Genomic DNA, 17,569 nt, shown 5'->3' with positions numbered 1-17,569 from the left:
CTGCACGTTACTTCGGGCAGTTCTCTACTCAAAGAGAGTAGGACAAAAGCGAATGCTTTTGAACGCTGCAGAGCAGCGGCCCGAAGGGTGAATCACCGCGTGATTCATCAACTGCAAGGCATCAAATTGAAAGACCCGAGCATCAGCATAAAAGTGCCGGGAGTACCTGTTGCGTGCTGATATGGCTCAGTTGGTAGAGCGCACCCTTGGTAAGGGTGAGGTCCCCAGTTCGACTCTGGGTATCAGCACCAGTTATATATGGCTAGAGTTCGGCAAATAAAGAATTTGCCTGGCGGCTGTAGCGCGGTGGTCCCACCTGACCCCATGCCGAACTCAGAAGTGAAACGCCGTAGCGCCGATGGTAGTGTGGGGTCTCCCCATGCGAGAGTAGGGAACTGCCAGGCATCAAACAAAAAAGCCCTGAACGAAAGTTCAGGGCTTTTTTACGTCTGTTATTCGGTAAAAAGTCTCTGTTAAACGTATATGGGTCGCCACAGGCACTGATGATGTACTTAAAACGGCCGGGTGGCTCTCCCCTGACCCGTAAAATGGCCAATAAAAGCCATGTAACCGGCAAGAAGAAGGACTGCTGGCGCAATGAAGTATGATTGCGGACAGGCAACTCTGTCAGTTGAAGCGTTGTGTAATCAGCGTTAGCGAAGTGAGAATATACGGGGAATAGACGCGCTGTATGCAGTTGTCAGGCGCGGCAGAACAGCACCTCCGTATGACGGAGGTGCTGAGAGATGAAGCAGGGTCAGTGAATAACCTGAGACAGGAAAGCGCGGGTGCGCTCTGACCGGGGATTTGCAAAAAACTCCTGCGGCGGCGCAACTTCTACGATCTCACCGCGATCCATAAAGATCACTCTGTCGGCCACCGTACGCGCAAAGCCCATTTCATGTGTCACACACAACATCGTCATACCGTCTTCTGCCAGCCCAATCATCGTATCGAGTACTTCTTTCACCATCTCTGGATCCAGGGCAGATGTCGGCTCGTCAAACAACATGATCTTGGGTTTCATACATAACGAACGTGCGATAGCGACACGCTGCTGCTGTCCCCCAGACAGTTGACCTGGGAACTTATGTGCATGCTCTTCAATACGCACCCGCTTCAGGTAATGCATAGCAAGCTCTTCAGCCTCTTTTTTGGCAATCTTACGAACCCACATCGGTGCCAGCGTACAGTTTTGTAAAACGGTAAGATGAGGGAAAAGATTGAAGTGTTGAAACACCATACCGACCTCAGTACGAACTCGCTCGATATTGCGCACATCCTCATTCAAATGAATACCATCTACAACAATACGGCCCTTCTGATGCTCTTCAAGATGATTGATGCAGCGAATCGTGGTGGATTTACCTGAACCAGAGGGACCACACAACACGATACGTTCACGAGGTTTTACCTGCAGATTAATATCTTTCAGCACGTGAAATTGCCCGTACCACTTGTTCACATTTTCAAGCGAAATCATCGCATTGGTTGAATCAGTTATTATTTGTGTCATAGAAACCTCAGTGCGATTTGCGCCCGGTGTGAAAACGTTTTTCCAGATACTGGCTGTAACGCGACATGCTAAAACAGAAAATCCAGTAGACCAGCGCGGCAAAGACATAGCCTTCAGTAGACATGCCTAACCAGGCGGGATCGACGGTAGCCTGTTGCACGCTACTAAACAGATCGAACAAACCAATAATGATCACCAGGCTGGTATCTTTGAATAACGCAATAATGGTATTCACCAGTCCCGGAATAGTCAGCTTTAATGCCTGCGGCAGGATGACCAGCATCTGGGTCTTCCAGTATCCCAACGCCAATGATTCAGCGGCTTCAAACTGCCCTTTTGGTAACGCCTGTAACCCACCACGTACCACTTCGGCCACATAGGCCGACTGGAACAAAATGACGCCAACCAATGCGCGCACCAGTTTGTCGATGGTCGTCCCTTCTGCCATAAACAGCGGCAACATAACCGATGACATAAACAGCACCGTTATCAGCGGCACGCCACGCCAGAACTCAATAAAAATCACTGACAGCGTTCGTACCACCGGCATCCGGGAGCGTCGCCCCAGCGCCAGCAAAATACCCAGAGGTAATGCCCCCGCGATACCAACAGACGCGATGATTAACGTCAGCGTGAGTCCACCCCATTGACGGGTTTCGACCCGGTCGAGTCCTAAGAAGCCGCCGTACAACAGAAACCAGACAACGAGGGGATAACACACTGCCCAGGCGGCAATATAGCGCCCACGGTAAGGCAGACGTTTAACAAACATCGGAACGATAGACGCGAGCCCAATGATCAGCGCCAGATTGATGCGCCAGCGCAGTTCATGAGGATAGAGCCCATACATAAACTGACCGAAGCGGGCATGAATGAAGACCCAACATGCGCCCTCTTTGGTGCAGTCAGCCCGTGTTGTGCCAAACCAGTTCGCATCAAAGATCAGCCAGTTCAGAGCAGGTGGAATCACATGCCAGATAAGCCAGATACAGAACAGGGTCAATAAGGTATTAAACCAACCTGAAAACAGGTTCTTGCGTGCCCATCGCCATGCCCGATTCAACGGCGAGGAGGCTATCAGCGGTGTTTCATGTGCAGTGACAGACATAATTATCCCGTTCTCTTAACGCTCAACCAGCGCGATTTTGCGGTTGTAGAAGTTCATCAACATTGAAATCAGCAGGCTGATAATCAGGTAAACGCTCATGGTGATAGCAATGGTCTCAATGGCTTGTCCGGTCTGATTAAGGACCGTGCCGGCAAACAACGACACCATATCGGGATAACCAATTGCAGCAGCCAGTGAAGAGTTCTTCACAATATTCAGATACTGGCTGGTAAGGGGCGGAATAATTACGCGCATGGCCTGCGGGATAATGACCTGACGCAGCGTAACGGGATTCGGCAGCCCCAGCGAGCGGGCCGCTTCATGCTGCCCATAGGGCACGGCCTGGATACCTGAGCGAATCACTTCCGCAATAAAAGAGGAGGTATAGATCGACAGCGCCAACGTAAGGGCGGCCAGTTCAGGAATCATGACAAAGCCGCCCCTGAAGTTAAAACCGCGTAACTCAGGTATATCCCAGTGCATCGCTGCGCCAAAGCCCAGATGTGCAATGAAAGGGAACACCAATAACATCGCAATGGCGGCAGGCCAGGTGCGACGTAATTGACCGGTTTTAAGCTGATGCTGACGATTAAAACGGAACAGGCCGTAAATCGCTACAATAGCCAGTGCAAGGGCAATAACAAAAGGCCAGCTGCCCGGCGCATAGGTCGGCCAGGGTACGTACAGACCGCGGTTACTGACAAAGGCGAGATCAAAAGCGTTAAGCGCCTGACGTGGACCGGGCAGATTACGTAATACCGCAAAGTACCAAAAGAAAATCTGCAGCAAAGGGGGAATATTGCGGAAGGTTTCAATGTAGATATTGGCGATTTTACGCAGTAACCAGTTATCGGAAAGACGCGCCAGACCAATAAAAAAACCCAGTATTGAAGCAAAAACAATACAGAGTGCCGACACCAGTAACGTGTTAGTCAGGCCCACCAAAAAGACGCGTGCGTAGGTGTCACCTTCAGTGTAATCAATAAGATGCTGCACAATGCCGAAACCAGCATTGCGTTCCAGAAAACCAAAGCCGGAAGTAATACCGCGATTAGCGAGATTGATAACGGTGTTGTGGATGAGATAGCCCACCACAGCAAGTACGGTAATGATCGCAACTATCTGGTAAAGCCAGGCTCGAACCGTGGGATTACCGAACGAAAAATCCCTTTTCACGGTTGGGCGTTGTGACATGTTTAAACCTCAGTAACGAAAGCTTTGCTGGGGCACCGTAGAAAACGGTGCCCGACGGGTGAGGCGTGATTAACGTACCGGTGGTGCGTACTGAATGCCGCCTTTGTTCCAGAGCGCATTCTGACCACGGGCAATTTTCAGCGGGCTGTCTTTACCGACGTTACGATCAAAACTTTCCTGATAGTTACCAACCTGTTTAATGATGTTGTAGGCCCATTTGTTATCCAGCTTCAAATCCTTGCCAAAGTCACCTTCAGCGCCCAGCAGGTGCGCCATATCAGGTGTGGTAGGTTTAGCCGTCATCTCATCAACGTTTTTAGAGCTGATGCCCATTTCTTCTGCGTTCAGCATGGCGAAAAGCGACCATTTAACGATGGTGAACCAGTCATCATCACCGCGACGCACAACCGGGCCCAGTGGCTCTTTAGAGATCACTTCAGGTAAGACGATGAAGTCATCTGGTTTACCTAATTTAATGCGCAGGGCATACAGCTGAGACTGGTCAGATGCCAGCGTATCGCAGCGGCCACTATCCAGTGCTTTAGCGGATTCATCCGAGCGGTCAAAGGTGACCGGCGTGTACTGCATTTTGTTGGCTTTGAAGAAGTCAGCCACATTCAGCTCGGTATCAGTACCAGCCTGGATACAGACGGTCGCACCATCCAGCTCTTTCGCACTCTTCAGGCCGGCTTTCTTATGGGTCAGGAAGCCAATGCCATCGTAGTAGTTAACGCCGGTAAACATGAAGCCCATGCCGCCGTCACGTGATGAAGTCCAGGTGGTGTTACGAGAAAGAATATCGACTTCCCCTGACTGCAAAGCGGTAAAACGTTCTTTTGCGGTCAGCGGGGTATATTTCACTTTTGTTGCGTCACCAAACACGGCGGCGGCGGCTGCACGACAGATATCCACATCAAGGCCGGTAAATTTGCCGCTGGCATCTGCATAAGAGAAACCCGGCAGGCCATCGCTGATACCACATTGAACGAACCCTTTCTTTTTAATCGCATCAAGTGTGGTACCTGCATGAGCCTGCTGAGCAACGGCAAGCAGAGAAGCCGCAGCAACCAGAGTAGAGAGCATCATCTTTTTCATAAAGCATCCTGTGTGGCATGTCGTGTTGTGTTGTTATGTATTGCGCACTTTGATGTGCGTTCCTGTCTGTGGCGATCGGCCATCCACGACTTTGCAAAGCCAGTGCCAGGTTTGCATAATCCTGAAGTCACCTGAAAGATCGGGTAATAATCTGAATCATCTGGAGGGCTGCAATAATATGACGCACCAAAAGGAAGCATTTCGAGTCGAAGGGATCACATTTAGTGCAAATTGTTTCACTATTTAGCAACATTGTGAGCTGCATTGCAGGTGGTAGCTGTAAGCGATTTAGGTGTTGCGTAAAATGTTAATCAGGCTCACAAAAGGCTGTTATGACAGGGTTGAAAGGCAGGCGATCAGAAAAAGATGAGCGTGTAGCGGGAGACGGTTTAAAAAGGACGGCCTGTAAAAATCACGCTGGCGACTGCAACTACAGTTACCATATTTGACGCAACTGTTTCACAGGATTTAAAACAATTTGCGCGTTAGCGCACAAATAAAAACGCCAGCCCTGAGGCTGGCGAGATTAACGGTCTGAACTGAATCAGTTCATGCCGTATTTTTTCAGTTTCTTACGCAGCGTACCGCGGTTGATACCCATCATCAGGGCAGCACGGGTCTGGTTGCCACGGGTATACTGCATCACCATGTCCAACAGAGGCTGCTCGACTTCAGCCAAAACCAGCTCATACAGGTCACTCACATCCTGACCATTCAGTTGAGCAAAATAGTTCTTCAGTGCCTGTTTAACCGAATCACGCAAAGGTTTTTGAGTTACCTGATCCTGTGAGTTAACGGTAGAAACGGTCAGTACGTCAGAATTTACGCGTTGTTCGAACATAGTTCTTTCAGCTCTTTATTTCGTTACGCAAGATTTTCGAAGTATGCCTCCAACGCCTCCAGCTGTTCGCTGGCATCCTCAATGGCGTTGAATGTGCGCCGAAACTGGTCATTTGGGGCATGTTCCTGGAGATACCAGGAGACGTGCTTTCGCGCTATACGGTATCCCTTGCCTGAACCGTAAAAGTCGTGCAGCTCACGTATATGCGAAACAAGCAAACGCTTGACCTCTGCCAGTGGCAGCGGGGCAAGCAGCTCCCCAGTGTCCAGATAATGCTGGATTTCCCGGAAGATCCACGGTCTTCCCTGAGCAGCGCGTCCTATCATCAGAGCATCGGCTCCGGTGTAGTCGAGCACTGCTCTGGCTTTATGCGGGTCAGTTATGTCTCCATTCGCGATAATCGGAATAGAAACACTCTGCTTAACTGTCCGAATACTGTCGTATTCAGCGTCTCCGTTGAACAGGCAGGCACGAGTGCGGCCATGTATCGTCAAAGCCTGAATGCCACAGCGTTCAGCCAATTGGGCAATCGCGACACAGTTTCTGTTTTCTGGATCCCATCCGGTACGAATTTTTAATGTTACCGGAACATCAACGGCATTCACCACGGCAGAGAGAATAGACTCCACTACTGTGGGATACTGCAATAAGGCGGAACCCGCCATTTTGCGGTTCACCTTTTTTGCCGGGCAACCCATATTAATATCAATAACCTGTGCACCAGCATCGACATTAATACGCGCAGCCTGGGCCATCTCACTGGGATCGCACCCTGCAATCTGGACGGCACGAATGCCGGGTTCATCACTATGCACCATGCGTAAACGAGATTTGTCACTGGCCCAGACTTCGGGATTCGATGACAACATCTCAGAAACCGCCATTCCTGCACCCATCTCGTGACAAAGCGTTCTGAAAGGCCTGTCAGTAATACCGGCCATCGGCGCTGCAATCAGTCGATTTCTCAGTTGGAGGTTTCCAATGCGCATGAAGTCGTAATGCCATACTGTATCTGCAAGGCGGCGTATATTACGCATTTTTTTAGGAAGATGAAAGGCCAAACTTTGAACAATTCATAAGAAAACGGCTTTTGCCCTCATCGTATCACGAATATATGAATTAATTTATCTATAAATCAATGGTTTAAACATTTGTGTTTATTTTGTGAACAAAGGTTTTTCCGACGAAGATTCGGCATTTGCCAGATAAAAAACGTCACATACCGTGATTAACGATACAAGCAACGGCTTAAGCGACGGCAAAAGCTGTGCTGCTGAGTGTTACAGCCTTCGGTGCTGTCGGTAACGGCTGTAAGCGAAACGCGGAACCGACAGCACAGACATTCAGGCAGTCCTGTCGAACTGGCAGGACTGCTTCTGTGACGGGCAACGTCTTAAAGACTAGGCGGTTTTGACGCCCGTAATACGACACCACTCTTCCTTGACCGCAACAGGATCGAGTGCAAAGTGCGCCACGTAGGCTTCACAGACGCTCTCGGCCTGGCTCTCTAGCACGCCGGATAGACCAAGATGCCCGCCCGATTTAGGCAGCACGCTGATAAGCGGTGCCAACTCACGTAGCGGCCCGGCAAGGATATTAGCCACCACAACATCGGCCTGAAGGTTTTCCGGCTGCTGGTGCGGCAGGAACAGCGATAAACGATCGGCAACGCCATTACGCTCTGCATTGTCACGGCTGGCCTGGATCGCCTGAGGATCGATATCAATACCGATCGCCTGCGCCGCGCCGAGCTTAAGCGCCGCGATCGCAAGTATTCCTGAACCGCAGCCAAAATCGATCACGGTTTTACCGGCCAGATCCAGACCATCGAGCCAGGTCAGGCAAAGCGAGGTGGTAGGGTGAGTACCGGTACCGAAAGCAAGTCCGGGATCGAGCATTACATTGACGGCATCCGGATCGGGCACATCGCGCCAGCTCGGGCAGATCCACAGGCGCTCACCAAAACGCATAGGATGGAAGTTTGCCATCCACTCACGTTCCCAGTCTTTGTCCTCGATCTGTTCGATCTTGTGACGGAAATTCTCACCAAGAAGAGGATGCTGAGAAAGTTCAGCAATTACGCCCTCCATGTCGCTTTCCGCGTCGAATAACCCGATAACGTCGGTATCGCCCCACAGGCGCGTTTCGCCCGGCATAGGTTCATAGACCGGTGTATCGTGCGTATCCTGGAAGGTGACAGATACGGCACCTGTTTCCATTAACGCATCGCTTAGTTCTTCAGCGTTTGCGCCAGAACTGTTAATTTTGATTTGAATCCACGGCATAACGTCTCTCTTAATTCAGTGTTGTGGTGCGCTGACCGCATGCGGTAAACGCCCAAACAGGTTGCCGACCAGGAACGCCAGCAGACTTAACAATAATGAAGGCACAATGGGATGAAAACCCCACAGTTGCAGACCCAGGGTCGCCAGAACGGCATAGCAGCCTCCGCCCACCACCATGCCGCTGAGCGCACCGACCGCATTGGCGCGCGCCCAATATAAACCCAGAACCAGTGGCCAGAGGAAAACCGCTTCCAGACCGCCAAAAGCCAGCAGGTTGAGCCAGATAATCATGTCTGGCGGATGCCAGGCGACGAAAAGCAGTATGATCCCGAGCAAAAAGGTCACCGTTCCCGATAAAATCCGCAGGCGTGGCTCATTATCACTTTGCTGCGGGGCGATGCGCAGATACAGGTCTTTGACCAGCGTAGCGGAGGCCTGCAACAGCTGGGCGTTGATGGTGGACATAATCGCCGCCATCGGTGCCGCTAAAAACAGCCCTGCAGCCAGAGGCGGTAACACGGTGATCATCAGTGTGGGGATAACGCTGTCCGGCACGGTCAGATTCGGTAATATCGCCCGACCGAGTGCGCCAGCCAGGTGCATCCCCAGCATCAGGAGCACAACGACAATGGTGCCAAGAATAATGGCCCGATGCAGCGCTTTACTGTCCTTATAAGAGATACAGCGCACCGCCGTATGGGGCAGGCCGATGACGCCAAAGCAGACCAGCACAATAAACGAGCTCAGGAACGTCGGCGTAATAATATCGCCCGGGCCCTCAGGAGACAGCAGTTTGGGGTCGATCGCGTGCAGCTTGTCTACGGCCGAATGAATACCGCCAGCGTGATGAATGACGGCAAACAGCAGTAAGAAGGTGCCTATCAGCATCACAATGCCCTGCATCGCATCATTGAGGACACTGGCACGGAAGCCGCCAAAGGCGGTATAGAGTGCGATAGTGCCACCAAAAATAAGCAGTCCGGTGTCGTAAGGGATGCCGGCAGCGGTTTCCAGCAGACGTGCGCCACCAATAAACTGCACGGCCATCGCGCCCACAAAGGCAATCAGTAGGCTCAGGCTGGCTAACCAGACCAGCAGTGTGCTGCCATAGCGTGCGTAGAGCATATCGTTGAGTGTTACCGCATTGTGCTTGCGCGCCAGAATGGCAAACTTTTTACCCAGTACGCCCAACGACAGCCAGACCGCGGGAACCTGCACCATTGCCAGCAACACCCAGCCCAAACCGTATTTATAGGCCGCACCCGGGCCGCCTATAAACGAGCTGGCGCTGATATAGGTGGTCGTGATGGTCATTGCCAGGACAAATCCGCCCATTGAGCGGCTGCCCAGGAAATACTCGGTCAGAAAGTTGCCTTTGCGTTGTTTACGCATCGCAAATACGGACAAGCCCGCAATGACGGCCAAATAAGCCAGTAGCGGAAGAATGATTTCAGTGTTCATTGTCATCCTCCAGCGACATATTCCGGAAGACCTTACGCACCATCATCCAGCATAAAAAAATGAACAGCAGAGGAGCAAAAATACAGGAGAGCTCAAACCAGCGCGGCAAGCCGGTTATGCCCATCGCATTTCCCCCTAACCAGGCCGAACTGCCCCAGACGGCTAACCATGCCAGTGTCAGATAGAGTGACCAGCGAGCTTCTTTGTGAGCCTGTAAATAACGCGCGTCCATAGTGTGACCTTAACGCCTGCGGGAAAAGAAAAAGGCCGGAATATCCGGCCTCAAACTGACTCAGCGTTGCGATTACTTCTCGTGCAGGCCGAGCTTTTTCTCCAGATAGTGGATATTGGTTCCACCCTGCTGGAAGTTCTCATCGGACATGATTCGCATCTGCAGTTCGATGTTGGTTTTAATCCCGTCGATAATCAGCTCCGCCAGGGCATTTTTCATACGTGCAATGGCGATATCACGGGTTTCACCGTAGGTGATTAACTTGCCGATCATGGAGTCATAATAAGGCGGCACGCTGTAGCCGGCATAAATATGGGACTCCCAACGTACGCCAAAACCACCCGGCGCATGAAAGCGGGTAATCTTACCAGGACTTGGCAGGAAGCTCACCGGATCTTCTGCGTTGATACGGCACTCGACCGCATGACCACGAATGACCACGTCTTCCTGTTTAATCGACAGCGGTTGACCCGCAGCAATGCGCAACTGCTCTTTAATCAGATCAACGCCCGTGATCATCTCGGTAACCGGATGCTCAACCTGAATACGGGTGTTCATTTCAATGAAATAGAACTCGCCGTTTTCGTACAGGAACTCAAAGGTACCTGCACCGCGATAGCCGATATCAATACAGGCGCGGGTACAACGCTCACCGATAAATCCACGTAATTCTGGCGTGATGCCCGGTGCTGGCGCTTCTTCCACCACTTTCTGGTGACGACGCTGCATCGAACAGTCACGTTCGCCCAGATAGATGGCATTGCCCTGACCGTCTGCCAGTACCTGAATCTCAATGTGGCGAGGATTCTCCAGATACTTTTCCATGTAAACCATGTCGTTGTTGAAAGCCGCTTTGGCTTCCGCTTTCGTCATGTTGATGGACTGTTCCAGATCTTTATCGCTGCGCACAACGCGCATGCCGCGACCGCCGCCGCCGCCAGAGGCTTTGATGATGACCGGATAGCCGATGCGCTTGGCGAAGGCACGGTTCTTTTCCATGTCATCGGTCAGTGAGCCATCGGAGCCGGGAACGGTAGGCACACCGGCTTTCTTCATCGCCGTAATCGCGGACACTTTATCGCCCATCAGGCGAATGGTGTCGGCTTTTGGACCAACAAAGATAAAGCCAGAGCGTTCAACCTGCTCGGCGAAATCGGCATTCTCAGAAAGGAAGCCGTAACCGGGGTGAATCGCCACCGCGCCGGTGATCTCGGCGGCAGAAATCAGCGCCGGGATATTAAGGTAACTTTTGACCGACTGCGCCGGGCCGATGCAAACCGTTTCGTCTGCCAGCAGCACGTGCTTAAGGTCACGATCCGCGCTTGAGTGAACCGCAACAGTCTTAATGCCCAGTTCTTTACAGGCACGCAGAATGCGCAGCGCAATCTCACCGCGGTTAGCAATAACAATTTTATCCAGCATGGTTCGCCCCGTTATTCGATGACAACAAGTGGCTCGTCAAATTCTACCGGCTGACCACTTTCCACCAGAATGGCTTTAACTACGCCAGATTTATCGGCTTCAATCTGGTTCATCATTTTCATGGCTTCAACAATGCACAGCGTGTCACCTGCATTGACTTTCTGGCCCACTTCCACAAATGCTTTCGCATCCGGGCTTGGTGTGCGATAGAAGGTCCCTACCATAGGTGAACGTACGATGTGGCCACTGATTTCAGCAGGCGCGGCTTCTGCGACGGCGGCAACAGGTGCGACGGCGTTCGCCAGAGCAGGCTGCTGAGCGATGGGCGCAGCATAAGCCTGTTGCATCATCGGATAACCAGTATTTGCAGGTGCACGACTGATACGAACAGACTCTTCGCCTTCGGAGATCTCCAGCTCAGAAATGCCAGATTCTTCAACCAGTTCGATCAGTTTTTTAATTTTACGAATATCCATGAATGGGGTTCCGTACTCAGTTTGATTAATTAGTATGAGACAGGCGCTTCACTGCCGTTTGTAATGCCCACGAGTAACCGTCAGCGCCAAGCCCACAAATGACGCCAGCAGAGACATCAGAAAAATAGGAGTGATGGCGAAAAGGCTCGCGGCTGTGCACATTTGACAGGTGAACTTCAATAAATGGAATGTTCACCGCTAACAGAGCATCACGCATTGCTACGCTGGTATGCGTAAACGCGGCAGGATTGATAATGATATAATCCACATTGCCTTTTGCCTCATGAATGCGATCAATGAGCTGATACTCAGCATTGGATTGCAAATGGCTTAACCTTACATTCAACTGGTCTGCCTGATGGCTCAGACTGGAAACAATCTGATCCAGGGTAACATCCCCGTATTTATCAGGCTCACGCGTCCCTAACAGGTTAAGGTTGGGACCGTTCAAAAGCAGAATATGTAATTTATCGGCCATCTTGCTGCCATCTCCCGCAATCATTGAGGCATCGCGTAAAATACCTTGCCGCTTTCCATTTGTCACCCGTCACAGTGAAAAAGAAGCGTCACATCGCAATAAAGCCGGGCATTATATCCGTTTCGTGGCATTTCGCAGCAAAATACTGGTCTTATCTGCGAAGTTGATCGGATGCGGCTCGCAGGCCGCATTTTTCGCAGACGATCGGCAATAAGAAGAGACTAGCGCGGCCACCATTTAATGAACTTTTTATAGCGCCAGGCTAACAATATCAGGGCTAAAAGCGCATAAATGATCGGTTGGGGAGACAGGATTTTTACCGACCACATATAGTGAATCGGCGCCAAAATAGCGACCAGATAGATAAAGTTATGCAAGGTTTGCCAGCGCCTGCCCAGTTTGCGCTGCATGCGTTGAAAAGAGGTGATCGCCAACGCCAGCAGAATAAACCAGCAAATAATGCCCAGTGTCAGATAAGGACGTGAAATCAATTCGCTTCCGAGCAGGCCGAGGTTATTCACGCCCAGCTCCAACAGGTAGTAACTGGTTAGATGCAGGCTTGCCCAGAAAAAAGTCCAGATACCCAACAGGCGACGGGTCCGAATGAGCAGCGGTTGCCTGGCCACGCGTGTTAACGGCGAGACAAGCAAGGTTGCTAACAGCAGTTTCAGCGCCATACGGCCGGTAAAATGCTGGATATCTTTGGCAGGATCGGCGCTGAGCCCTCCCTGCATCGCGGCCATAATCAAGTAAACCAGCGGTAAGAAAGCCGCCAGATGCAGTAGCACTTTAAGCCAGCCGATCTGCTTTATTGACAGGCGCACTCAATAATTCTCCCGCAAATCCATACCGCGATAGAGTGATGCAACCTGATCGGCATAACCGTTGAACAGTAATGTGGGCTGACGATCAACATTAAAAGCACTACCCGGACCAATAAAACGTTCGGTGGCCTGCGACCAGCGAGGATGATTCACATGCGGGTTCACGTTGGCATAGAAGCCGTACTCATTATCCGCAATCTGGTTCCATGTGGTAGGCGGCTGGTCGTGCGTCAGCGTAATTTTCACAATAGACTTAATGCCCTTAAAGCCATATTTCCAGGGTACGGTAAGCCGAATTGGCGCACCGTTCTGTGGCGGCAGGGCTTTACCGTAAACGCCCGTCGTCAGAATGGTCAGGGGATGCATGGCTTCATCCAGCCGTAAGCCTTCTACATAAGGATAATTTAGCCCACCCCCGATAAAGCGGTCCTTTTGACCCGGCATCTGATCGGGGGCATAAAGTGTCTGAAAAGCAACAAAGCGCGCTTTGCTGGTGGGTTCCGCCAGCTTCAGGAGTTTATTGAGTTCAAAACCTATCCACGGCACCACCATCGACCAGGCTTCAACGCAACGCATCCGGTAGATACGTTGCTCCATGGCAAAGCGTTTAAAAATATCATCCATGTCTAACGTCACGGGCTTTGCCACTTCGCCTTCTATCGTCAGCTTCCAGGGATCGGTTTTTAACGTTCCCGCGTTCGCTGCCGGATCGGCTTTATCCAGGCCAAATTCGTAGAAATTGTTATAGCCGGAAACCTTATCCGCAGGCGTTAACGGCAGGTTGGCCTGATATTGTGCGGGCTTGGTAAAGTCCAGCGCCCGACCCGCCGGCGCGGGCGGGCGGTCATTACCTTTGAACCAACTCAGAATATCGGCGTTGGCCATGCCCGGGACGCTGATTGCAGCAGCCCCCAGTCCCAGGGTCTGAAGCACCCGACGACGATTCATATTAAAGATGCTTTCTGGCGTTACATCTGCTTCGGTCAGGCGTTTTGTCGGCTTCATCGTCTCTTCTCCAGCTCGATTTTCACAATCAGCATGATGACTATTGCTTAAGCTGGCGAATTTTGCTGCAAAAATGTGAAATTTCCTGGCTGAAGCTTCCAATGAGAATGCGCTGAAAAAAGGATAATTAAGCGTTCTGGGCCTTTCTCAACGTTATACTGCGGCTTCGCGTATGACCTCGCTGTTGCCGGAAACAATTTGTGTTATTTTGCTCAAAATTCTTCCGGCTAACGTGCAGAGAGGCGGCGTGATCCGGCGGCAACCGTAGTGAAACAGGCACAGGGATGCGATTAACTACCAAACTTTCTGCATTTATTACATTTATTAGCGTACTGGCAATGGTTTTAATGCTGGTGGGCTGTGCTTTTAGTGTTTTCTGGCTCACCCATCAGCGTGTAGAAAATCGGGTACAGGTTTTGGCAACCGAAGTGGATAAAGTCCTGCTGAAACAGCCTCCCGAAGCGCTGGAAGCCTGGCTTACGCCGGTATTACCCGTGATTAACGCCGAACAGCTGTCCTTATATAATGGTCGGCAGACTGTTTTCACGCTTTCCCGCCATGAAAACCAAATGCTGCAGCATCAAAAAAATTGCTATATCCATTTTGATATTGCGCTGATGCACCAGCCGGGTATGCGATTGCAACTGACGATACTCGATCCCGCACAAACCTGGCTGCACTCTATTCCCGCGACATATACGCTTGCCGCGCTGCTGTTGGTCGTACTGATCGTGGCCGTTATGCTGTCCATTACTCATCGTTGGCTGGTACGTCAATGGCGCGGGATGGAGCAACTGGAAAGCCGCTCAGCATTAATACTTGGTGGAGAACGTCGGCATTGTCGGCAAAAGCATGCTGATGAGTGGCCGCCCAGAGCCAGCCGTGCGATCGACCTGTTACTGTCCGATTTACAGGAAGCGGGCGAGCAGCGCGTCCGCATCGATACGCTGATTCGAACCTTTGCGGCTCAGGATGGCCGGACGGGGCTGAATAACCGCCTTTTCTTCGATAGTCAGCTGGCAACGCTGCTTGAGGATCAGGAAGATGTCGGGACGCATGGCGTAGTCATGATGATACGTTTTCCTGAGCTCGACACCCACGATGATTCACTGGGGCCAGTGCTGGTCGAAGAGTACCTGTTTAACGTCGTCAACATGCTGTCCACGTTTGTCATGCGTTATCCTGGCGCACTTCTGGCGCGCTATTTTCGCAGTGATTTCGCGGTATTACTGCCGCATCGTAGCCTGAAAGAGGCAAACAGTATCGCTGATCACCTCATCAATGCGGTTGACGCGTTGCCGCCTATGCGCAAGGTTAACCGCGACGATTTTATTCACATCGGCATCAGTGCCTGGCACAGCGGACAGACGGTGCCGCAGGTCATGGAAAATGTCGAAATGGCCACGCGCCGCGCGACATTGTCAGGCGGCAATAACTGGTCTAATGGCGCAGGAAACCCTCTGGATGCAGGACGCGGCAGCGTTCGTTGGCGGACCTTGCTGGAAAATACCTTAAGTCGCGGCGGACCACGTTTATATCAGAAGCCTGCGGTGGACAAAGAGGGTAAGGTGCGACATCGCGTACTGCTCACGCGCATTTATGATGGGGACAAAGAGGTGCTGTCGGCTGAATATATGCCATTGGTGCAGCAGCTCGGCATGGCCGAAAGCTGGGACCGCCAGATGGTATTACGCGTTGCCGCCTTATCTGAACTGTGGCCAGAAGAGACACTGGTCATCCCCATTAATATCGACTCGCTGCTGAAACGTCCGTTTATTGTCTGGTTGTACAATATGTTGCTGCAGTGCCCAAAATCTCAAAGAAAGCGATTTTTATTTGAACTTGCGGAAGGGGATGTCTGTCAACACATCAGCGATTTGATTCCGATCTTCCACTCATTGCAGGCATTCGGCTGTCGTATCGCGGTTAATCAGGCCGGTCTGACGGTGGTCAGCAGTGCTTACATCCGGCAGTTACCGGTTGAATTAATCAAGCTGGATGCAGGACTGGTGCGCAACATTGAGCGGCGTACGGAAAACCAGCTGTTTGTGCGAAGCTTGCTGGACGTCTGTAAGCCCACCGGGACGCAGCTGTATGCCGCGGGCGTGCGCACCAATGCAGAGTGGCAAACCCTGGTAGGATTAGGAGTAGAAGGTGGACAGGGTGACTTTTTTTCACCTTCACAGCCGGTTAACAGTAACGTAAAAAAGTACTCCCAGCGTTACCGTTTTTAACCGTTTGACCGGTTTTACGTTCTTCGCCTCAGCTTTTGATGAATATGGAACGATAAACGTGCAGAATACGTCGCCTGAAATGTTAGATTTTATGTCGGAGTAAAGTTAAGAAAATTCTTTAACATGCTGCTCTGATGCCGTGATATCGCTGTTCCGCTCGTATGCGTAACAGGCTTAAATGATGTAAAACGAATGCCGTCTATTTTTTCACCGAAGCAGAACGTTTTTGCGCCTTGTGGCAGCTTCGTGTGGTTGGTAAAGTAAGCGGATTTTATTTTCCGCCTCCAGCTTGCAGGATTATCCTTTAGTATGTTTAAAAAATTTCGTGGCATGTTTTCAAATGACTTGTCCATTGACCTGGGTACCGCGAACACCCTGATTTATGTAAAAGGACAAGGCATCGTGCTGAACGAGCCTTCCGTGGTTGCTATCCGCCAGGATCGTGCAGGTTCACCGAAAAGCGTGGCGGCTGTGGGTCATGACGCCAAACAGATGCTTGGCCGTACGCCAGGCAATATCGCAGCTATTCGTCCAATGAAAGACGGCGTTATTGCCGATTTCTTTGTGACGGAAAAAATGTTGCAGCACTTCATCAAACAGGTTCACAGCAACAGCTTCATGCGCCCAAGTCCGCGCGTGCTGGTCTGCGTGCCTGTAGGCGCAACCCAGGTTGAACGCCGCGCGATTCGTGAATCGGCCCAAGGCGCGGGCGCACGTGAAGTTTTCCTGATTGAAGAGCCAATGGCGGCCGCGATTGGTGCAGGTTTACCGGTTTCTGAAGCCACCGGCTCAATGGTCGTGGATATCGGTGGTGGTACCACTGAAGTTGCCGTGATTTCCCTGAATGGCGTTGTGTACTCTTCATCCGTTCGTATCGGCGGTGACCGTTTTGACGAAGCCATTATTAATTATGTGCGCCGTAACTACGGTTCATTGATTGGTGAAGCGACAGCAGAACGTATCAAGCATGAAATCGGCTCGGCTTATCCGGGTGATGAAGTGCGTGAAATTGAAGTGCGTGGTCGTAACCTGGCGGAAGGTGTGCCACGCGGCTTTACACTCAACTCCAATGAAATTCTCGAAGCCCTGCAAGAGCCACTGACCGGTATCGTAAGTGCGGTAATGGTTGCGCTGGAACAGTGCCCACCGGAACTGGCGTCTGATATTTCTGAGCGCGGCATGGTCCTGACCGGTGGCGGCGCATTACTGCGTAACCTGGATCGCCTGCTGATGGAAGAAACGGGTATTCCTGTTGTCGTCGCTGAAGATCCACTGACCTGCGTTGCGCGCGGTGGCGGAAAAGCGTTGGAAATGATCGACATGCATGGCGGCGATTTATTCAGCGAAGAATAATTGCCTCAACCGGCTGGAATCGTTGTAACAGTGCGCAGGGAGTAG

The 17,569-nt window shown here is 51.4% G+C and carries 17 protein-coding genes, 1 tRNA gene and 1 rRNA gene; 5 read left to right on the top strand and 14 right to left on the bottom strand.

What is annotated here, in order from left to right:
* The 3 genes from CMR03_RS25360 to rrf all read left to right on the top strand — a co-directional run.
* Nucleotides 1-180: hypothetical protein (locus tag CMR03_RS25360; protein WP_208625011.1), on the top strand; the 180-nt coding region annotated here is incomplete at its 5' end.
* Nucleotides 176-251: transfer RNA gene (locus CMR03_RS08155), tRNA-Thr, on the top strand. The genes CMR03_RS25360 and CMR03_RS08155, both read left to right, overlap by 5 nt.
* Nucleotides 252-288: 37 nt before the next feature.
* Nucleotides 289-404 (top strand): 5S ribosomal RNA (gene rrf, locus CMR03_RS08150).
* Between the two features lie 353 nt (nucleotides 405-757).
* On the opposite strand, the gene CMR03_RS08145 is transcribed toward rrf, so the two are convergent.
* From CMR03_RS08145 to msrP, 14 genes are all read right to left on the bottom strand, one after another.
* Entirely contained in the window at nucleotides 758-1,516 is a 759-nt protein-coding gene (locus tag CMR03_RS08145) for an amino acid ABC transporter ATP-binding protein (protein WP_063877447.1), read from the bottom strand.
* 7 nt (nucleotides 1,517-1,523) lie between these two features.
* Nucleotides 1,524-2,624, bottom strand: a complete 1,101-nt coding sequence (locus tag CMR03_RS08140; RefSeq protein ID WP_063877446.1) for an amino acid ABC transporter permease — start codon at nucleotides 2,622-2,624, stop codon at nucleotides 1,524-1,526.
* A gap of 15 nt (nucleotides 2,625-2,639) precedes the next feature.
* The gene (locus tag CMR03_RS08135; RefSeq protein WP_096011271.1) at nucleotides 2,640-3,818 is read right to left on the bottom strand and encodes an amino acid ABC transporter permease; all 1,179 of its coding nucleotides are present in this window, start codon (nucleotides 3,816-3,818) and stop codon (nucleotides 2,640-2,642) included.
* 69 nt (nucleotides 3,819-3,887) lie between these two features.
* A complete protein-coding gene (locus CMR03_RS08130) occupies nucleotides 3,888-4,913 on the bottom strand; it encodes an amino acid ABC transporter substrate-binding protein (RefSeq protein ID WP_063877444.1) in 1,026 nt (341 codons plus the stop codon).
* 544 nt (nucleotides 4,914-5,457) lie between these two features.
* Complete coding sequence (fis, locus tag CMR03_RS08125) at nucleotides 5,458-5,754, bottom strand: DNA-binding transcriptional regulator Fis (protein ID WP_003855228.1); 297 nt, start codon at nucleotides 5,752-5,754, stop codon at nucleotides 5,458-5,460.
* Nucleotides 5,755-5,777: 23 nt separating this feature from the next.
* A complete protein-coding gene (gene dusB, locus CMR03_RS08120; RefSeq protein ID WP_063877443.1) occupies nucleotides 5,778-6,743 on the bottom strand; it encodes a tRNA dihydrouridine synthase DusB in 966 nt (321 codons plus the stop codon).
* 411 nt (nucleotides 6,744-7,154) lie between these two features.
* Nucleotides 7,155-8,039 (bottom strand): 50S ribosomal protein L11 methyltransferase, encoded by an 885-nt coding sequence (prmA, locus tag CMR03_RS08115; RefSeq protein WP_096011270.1) that lies wholly within the window; start codon nucleotides 8,037-8,039, stop codon nucleotides 7,155-7,157.
* A 15-nt stretch (nucleotides 8,040-8,054) separates the two neighbouring features.
* Nucleotides 8,055-9,500: a sodium/pantothenate symporter gene (panF, locus tag CMR03_RS08110; protein WP_063877441.1), complete on the bottom strand. Its 1,446-nt coding sequence runs from the start codon at nucleotides 9,498-9,500 to the stop codon at nucleotides 8,055-8,057.
* Nucleotides 9,490-9,732, bottom strand: coding sequence for a YhdT family protein (locus tag CMR03_RS08105; RefSeq protein ID WP_096011269.1), 243 nt, complete (start codon nucleotides 9,730-9,732; stop codon nucleotides 9,490-9,492). The genes panF and CMR03_RS08105 overlap by 11 nt, the downstream gene beginning before the upstream one ends.
* Nucleotides 9,733-9,804: 72 nt before the next feature.
* Complete coding sequence (gene accC, locus CMR03_RS08100; protein ID WP_096011268.1) at nucleotides 9,805-11,154, bottom strand: acetyl-CoA carboxylase biotin carboxylase subunit; 1,350 nt, start codon at nucleotides 11,152-11,154, stop codon at nucleotides 9,805-9,807.
* 11 nt (nucleotides 11,155-11,165) lie between these two features.
* Complete coding sequence (gene accB, locus CMR03_RS08095; protein ID WP_096011267.1) at nucleotides 11,166-11,630, bottom strand: acetyl-CoA carboxylase biotin carboxyl carrier protein; 465 nt, start codon at nucleotides 11,628-11,630, stop codon at nucleotides 11,166-11,168.
* Nucleotides 11,631-11,655: 25 nt separating this feature from the next.
* On the bottom strand, nucleotides 11,656-12,108 hold the full coding sequence (gene aroQ, locus CMR03_RS08090) for a type II 3-dehydroquinate dehydratase (RefSeq protein ID WP_063881046.1): 453 nt from the start codon (nucleotides 12,106-12,108) through the stop codon (nucleotides 11,656-11,658).
* Between the two features lie 221 nt (nucleotides 12,109-12,329).
* Nucleotides 12,330-12,932: a protein-methionine-sulfoxide reductase heme-binding subunit MsrQ gene (msrQ, locus tag CMR03_RS08080; protein ID WP_063877437.1), complete on the bottom strand. Its 603-nt coding sequence runs from the start codon at nucleotides 12,930-12,932 to the stop codon at nucleotides 12,330-12,332.
* The gene (msrP, locus tag CMR03_RS08075) at nucleotides 12,933-13,937 is read right to left on the bottom strand and encodes a protein-methionine-sulfoxide reductase catalytic subunit MsrP (RefSeq protein ID WP_096011265.1); all 1,005 of its coding nucleotides are present in this window, start codon (nucleotides 13,935-13,937) and stop codon (nucleotides 12,933-12,935) included.
* 284 nt (nucleotides 13,938-14,221) lie between these two features.
* Between msrP and csrD the strand changes: the two genes are divergently transcribed.
* A complete protein-coding gene (csrD, locus tag CMR03_RS08070; RefSeq protein ID WP_096011264.1) occupies nucleotides 14,222-16,171 on the top strand; it encodes an RNase E specificity factor CsrD in 1,950 nt (649 codons plus the stop codon).
* A gap of 309 nt (nucleotides 16,172-16,480) precedes the next feature.
* Nucleotides 16,481-17,524 carry a rod shape-determining protein MreB gene (gene mreB, locus CMR03_RS08065; RefSeq protein ID WP_003855260.1) on the top strand — a complete coding sequence of 348 codons (1,044 nt, stop codon included), beginning with the start codon at nucleotides 16,481-16,483 and terminating at the stop codon, nucleotides 17,522-17,524.
* Nucleotides 17,525-17,569 lie beyond the last annotated feature (45 nt).

This window comes from Pantoea allii, from assembly GCF_002307475.1.
In the GTDB taxonomy this organism is placed as follows: Bacteria; Pseudomonadota; Gammaproteobacteria; order Enterobacterales; family Enterobacteriaceae; genus Pantoea; species Pantoea allii.
This window is presented reverse-complemented; position numbering and strand designations above follow the sequence as displayed.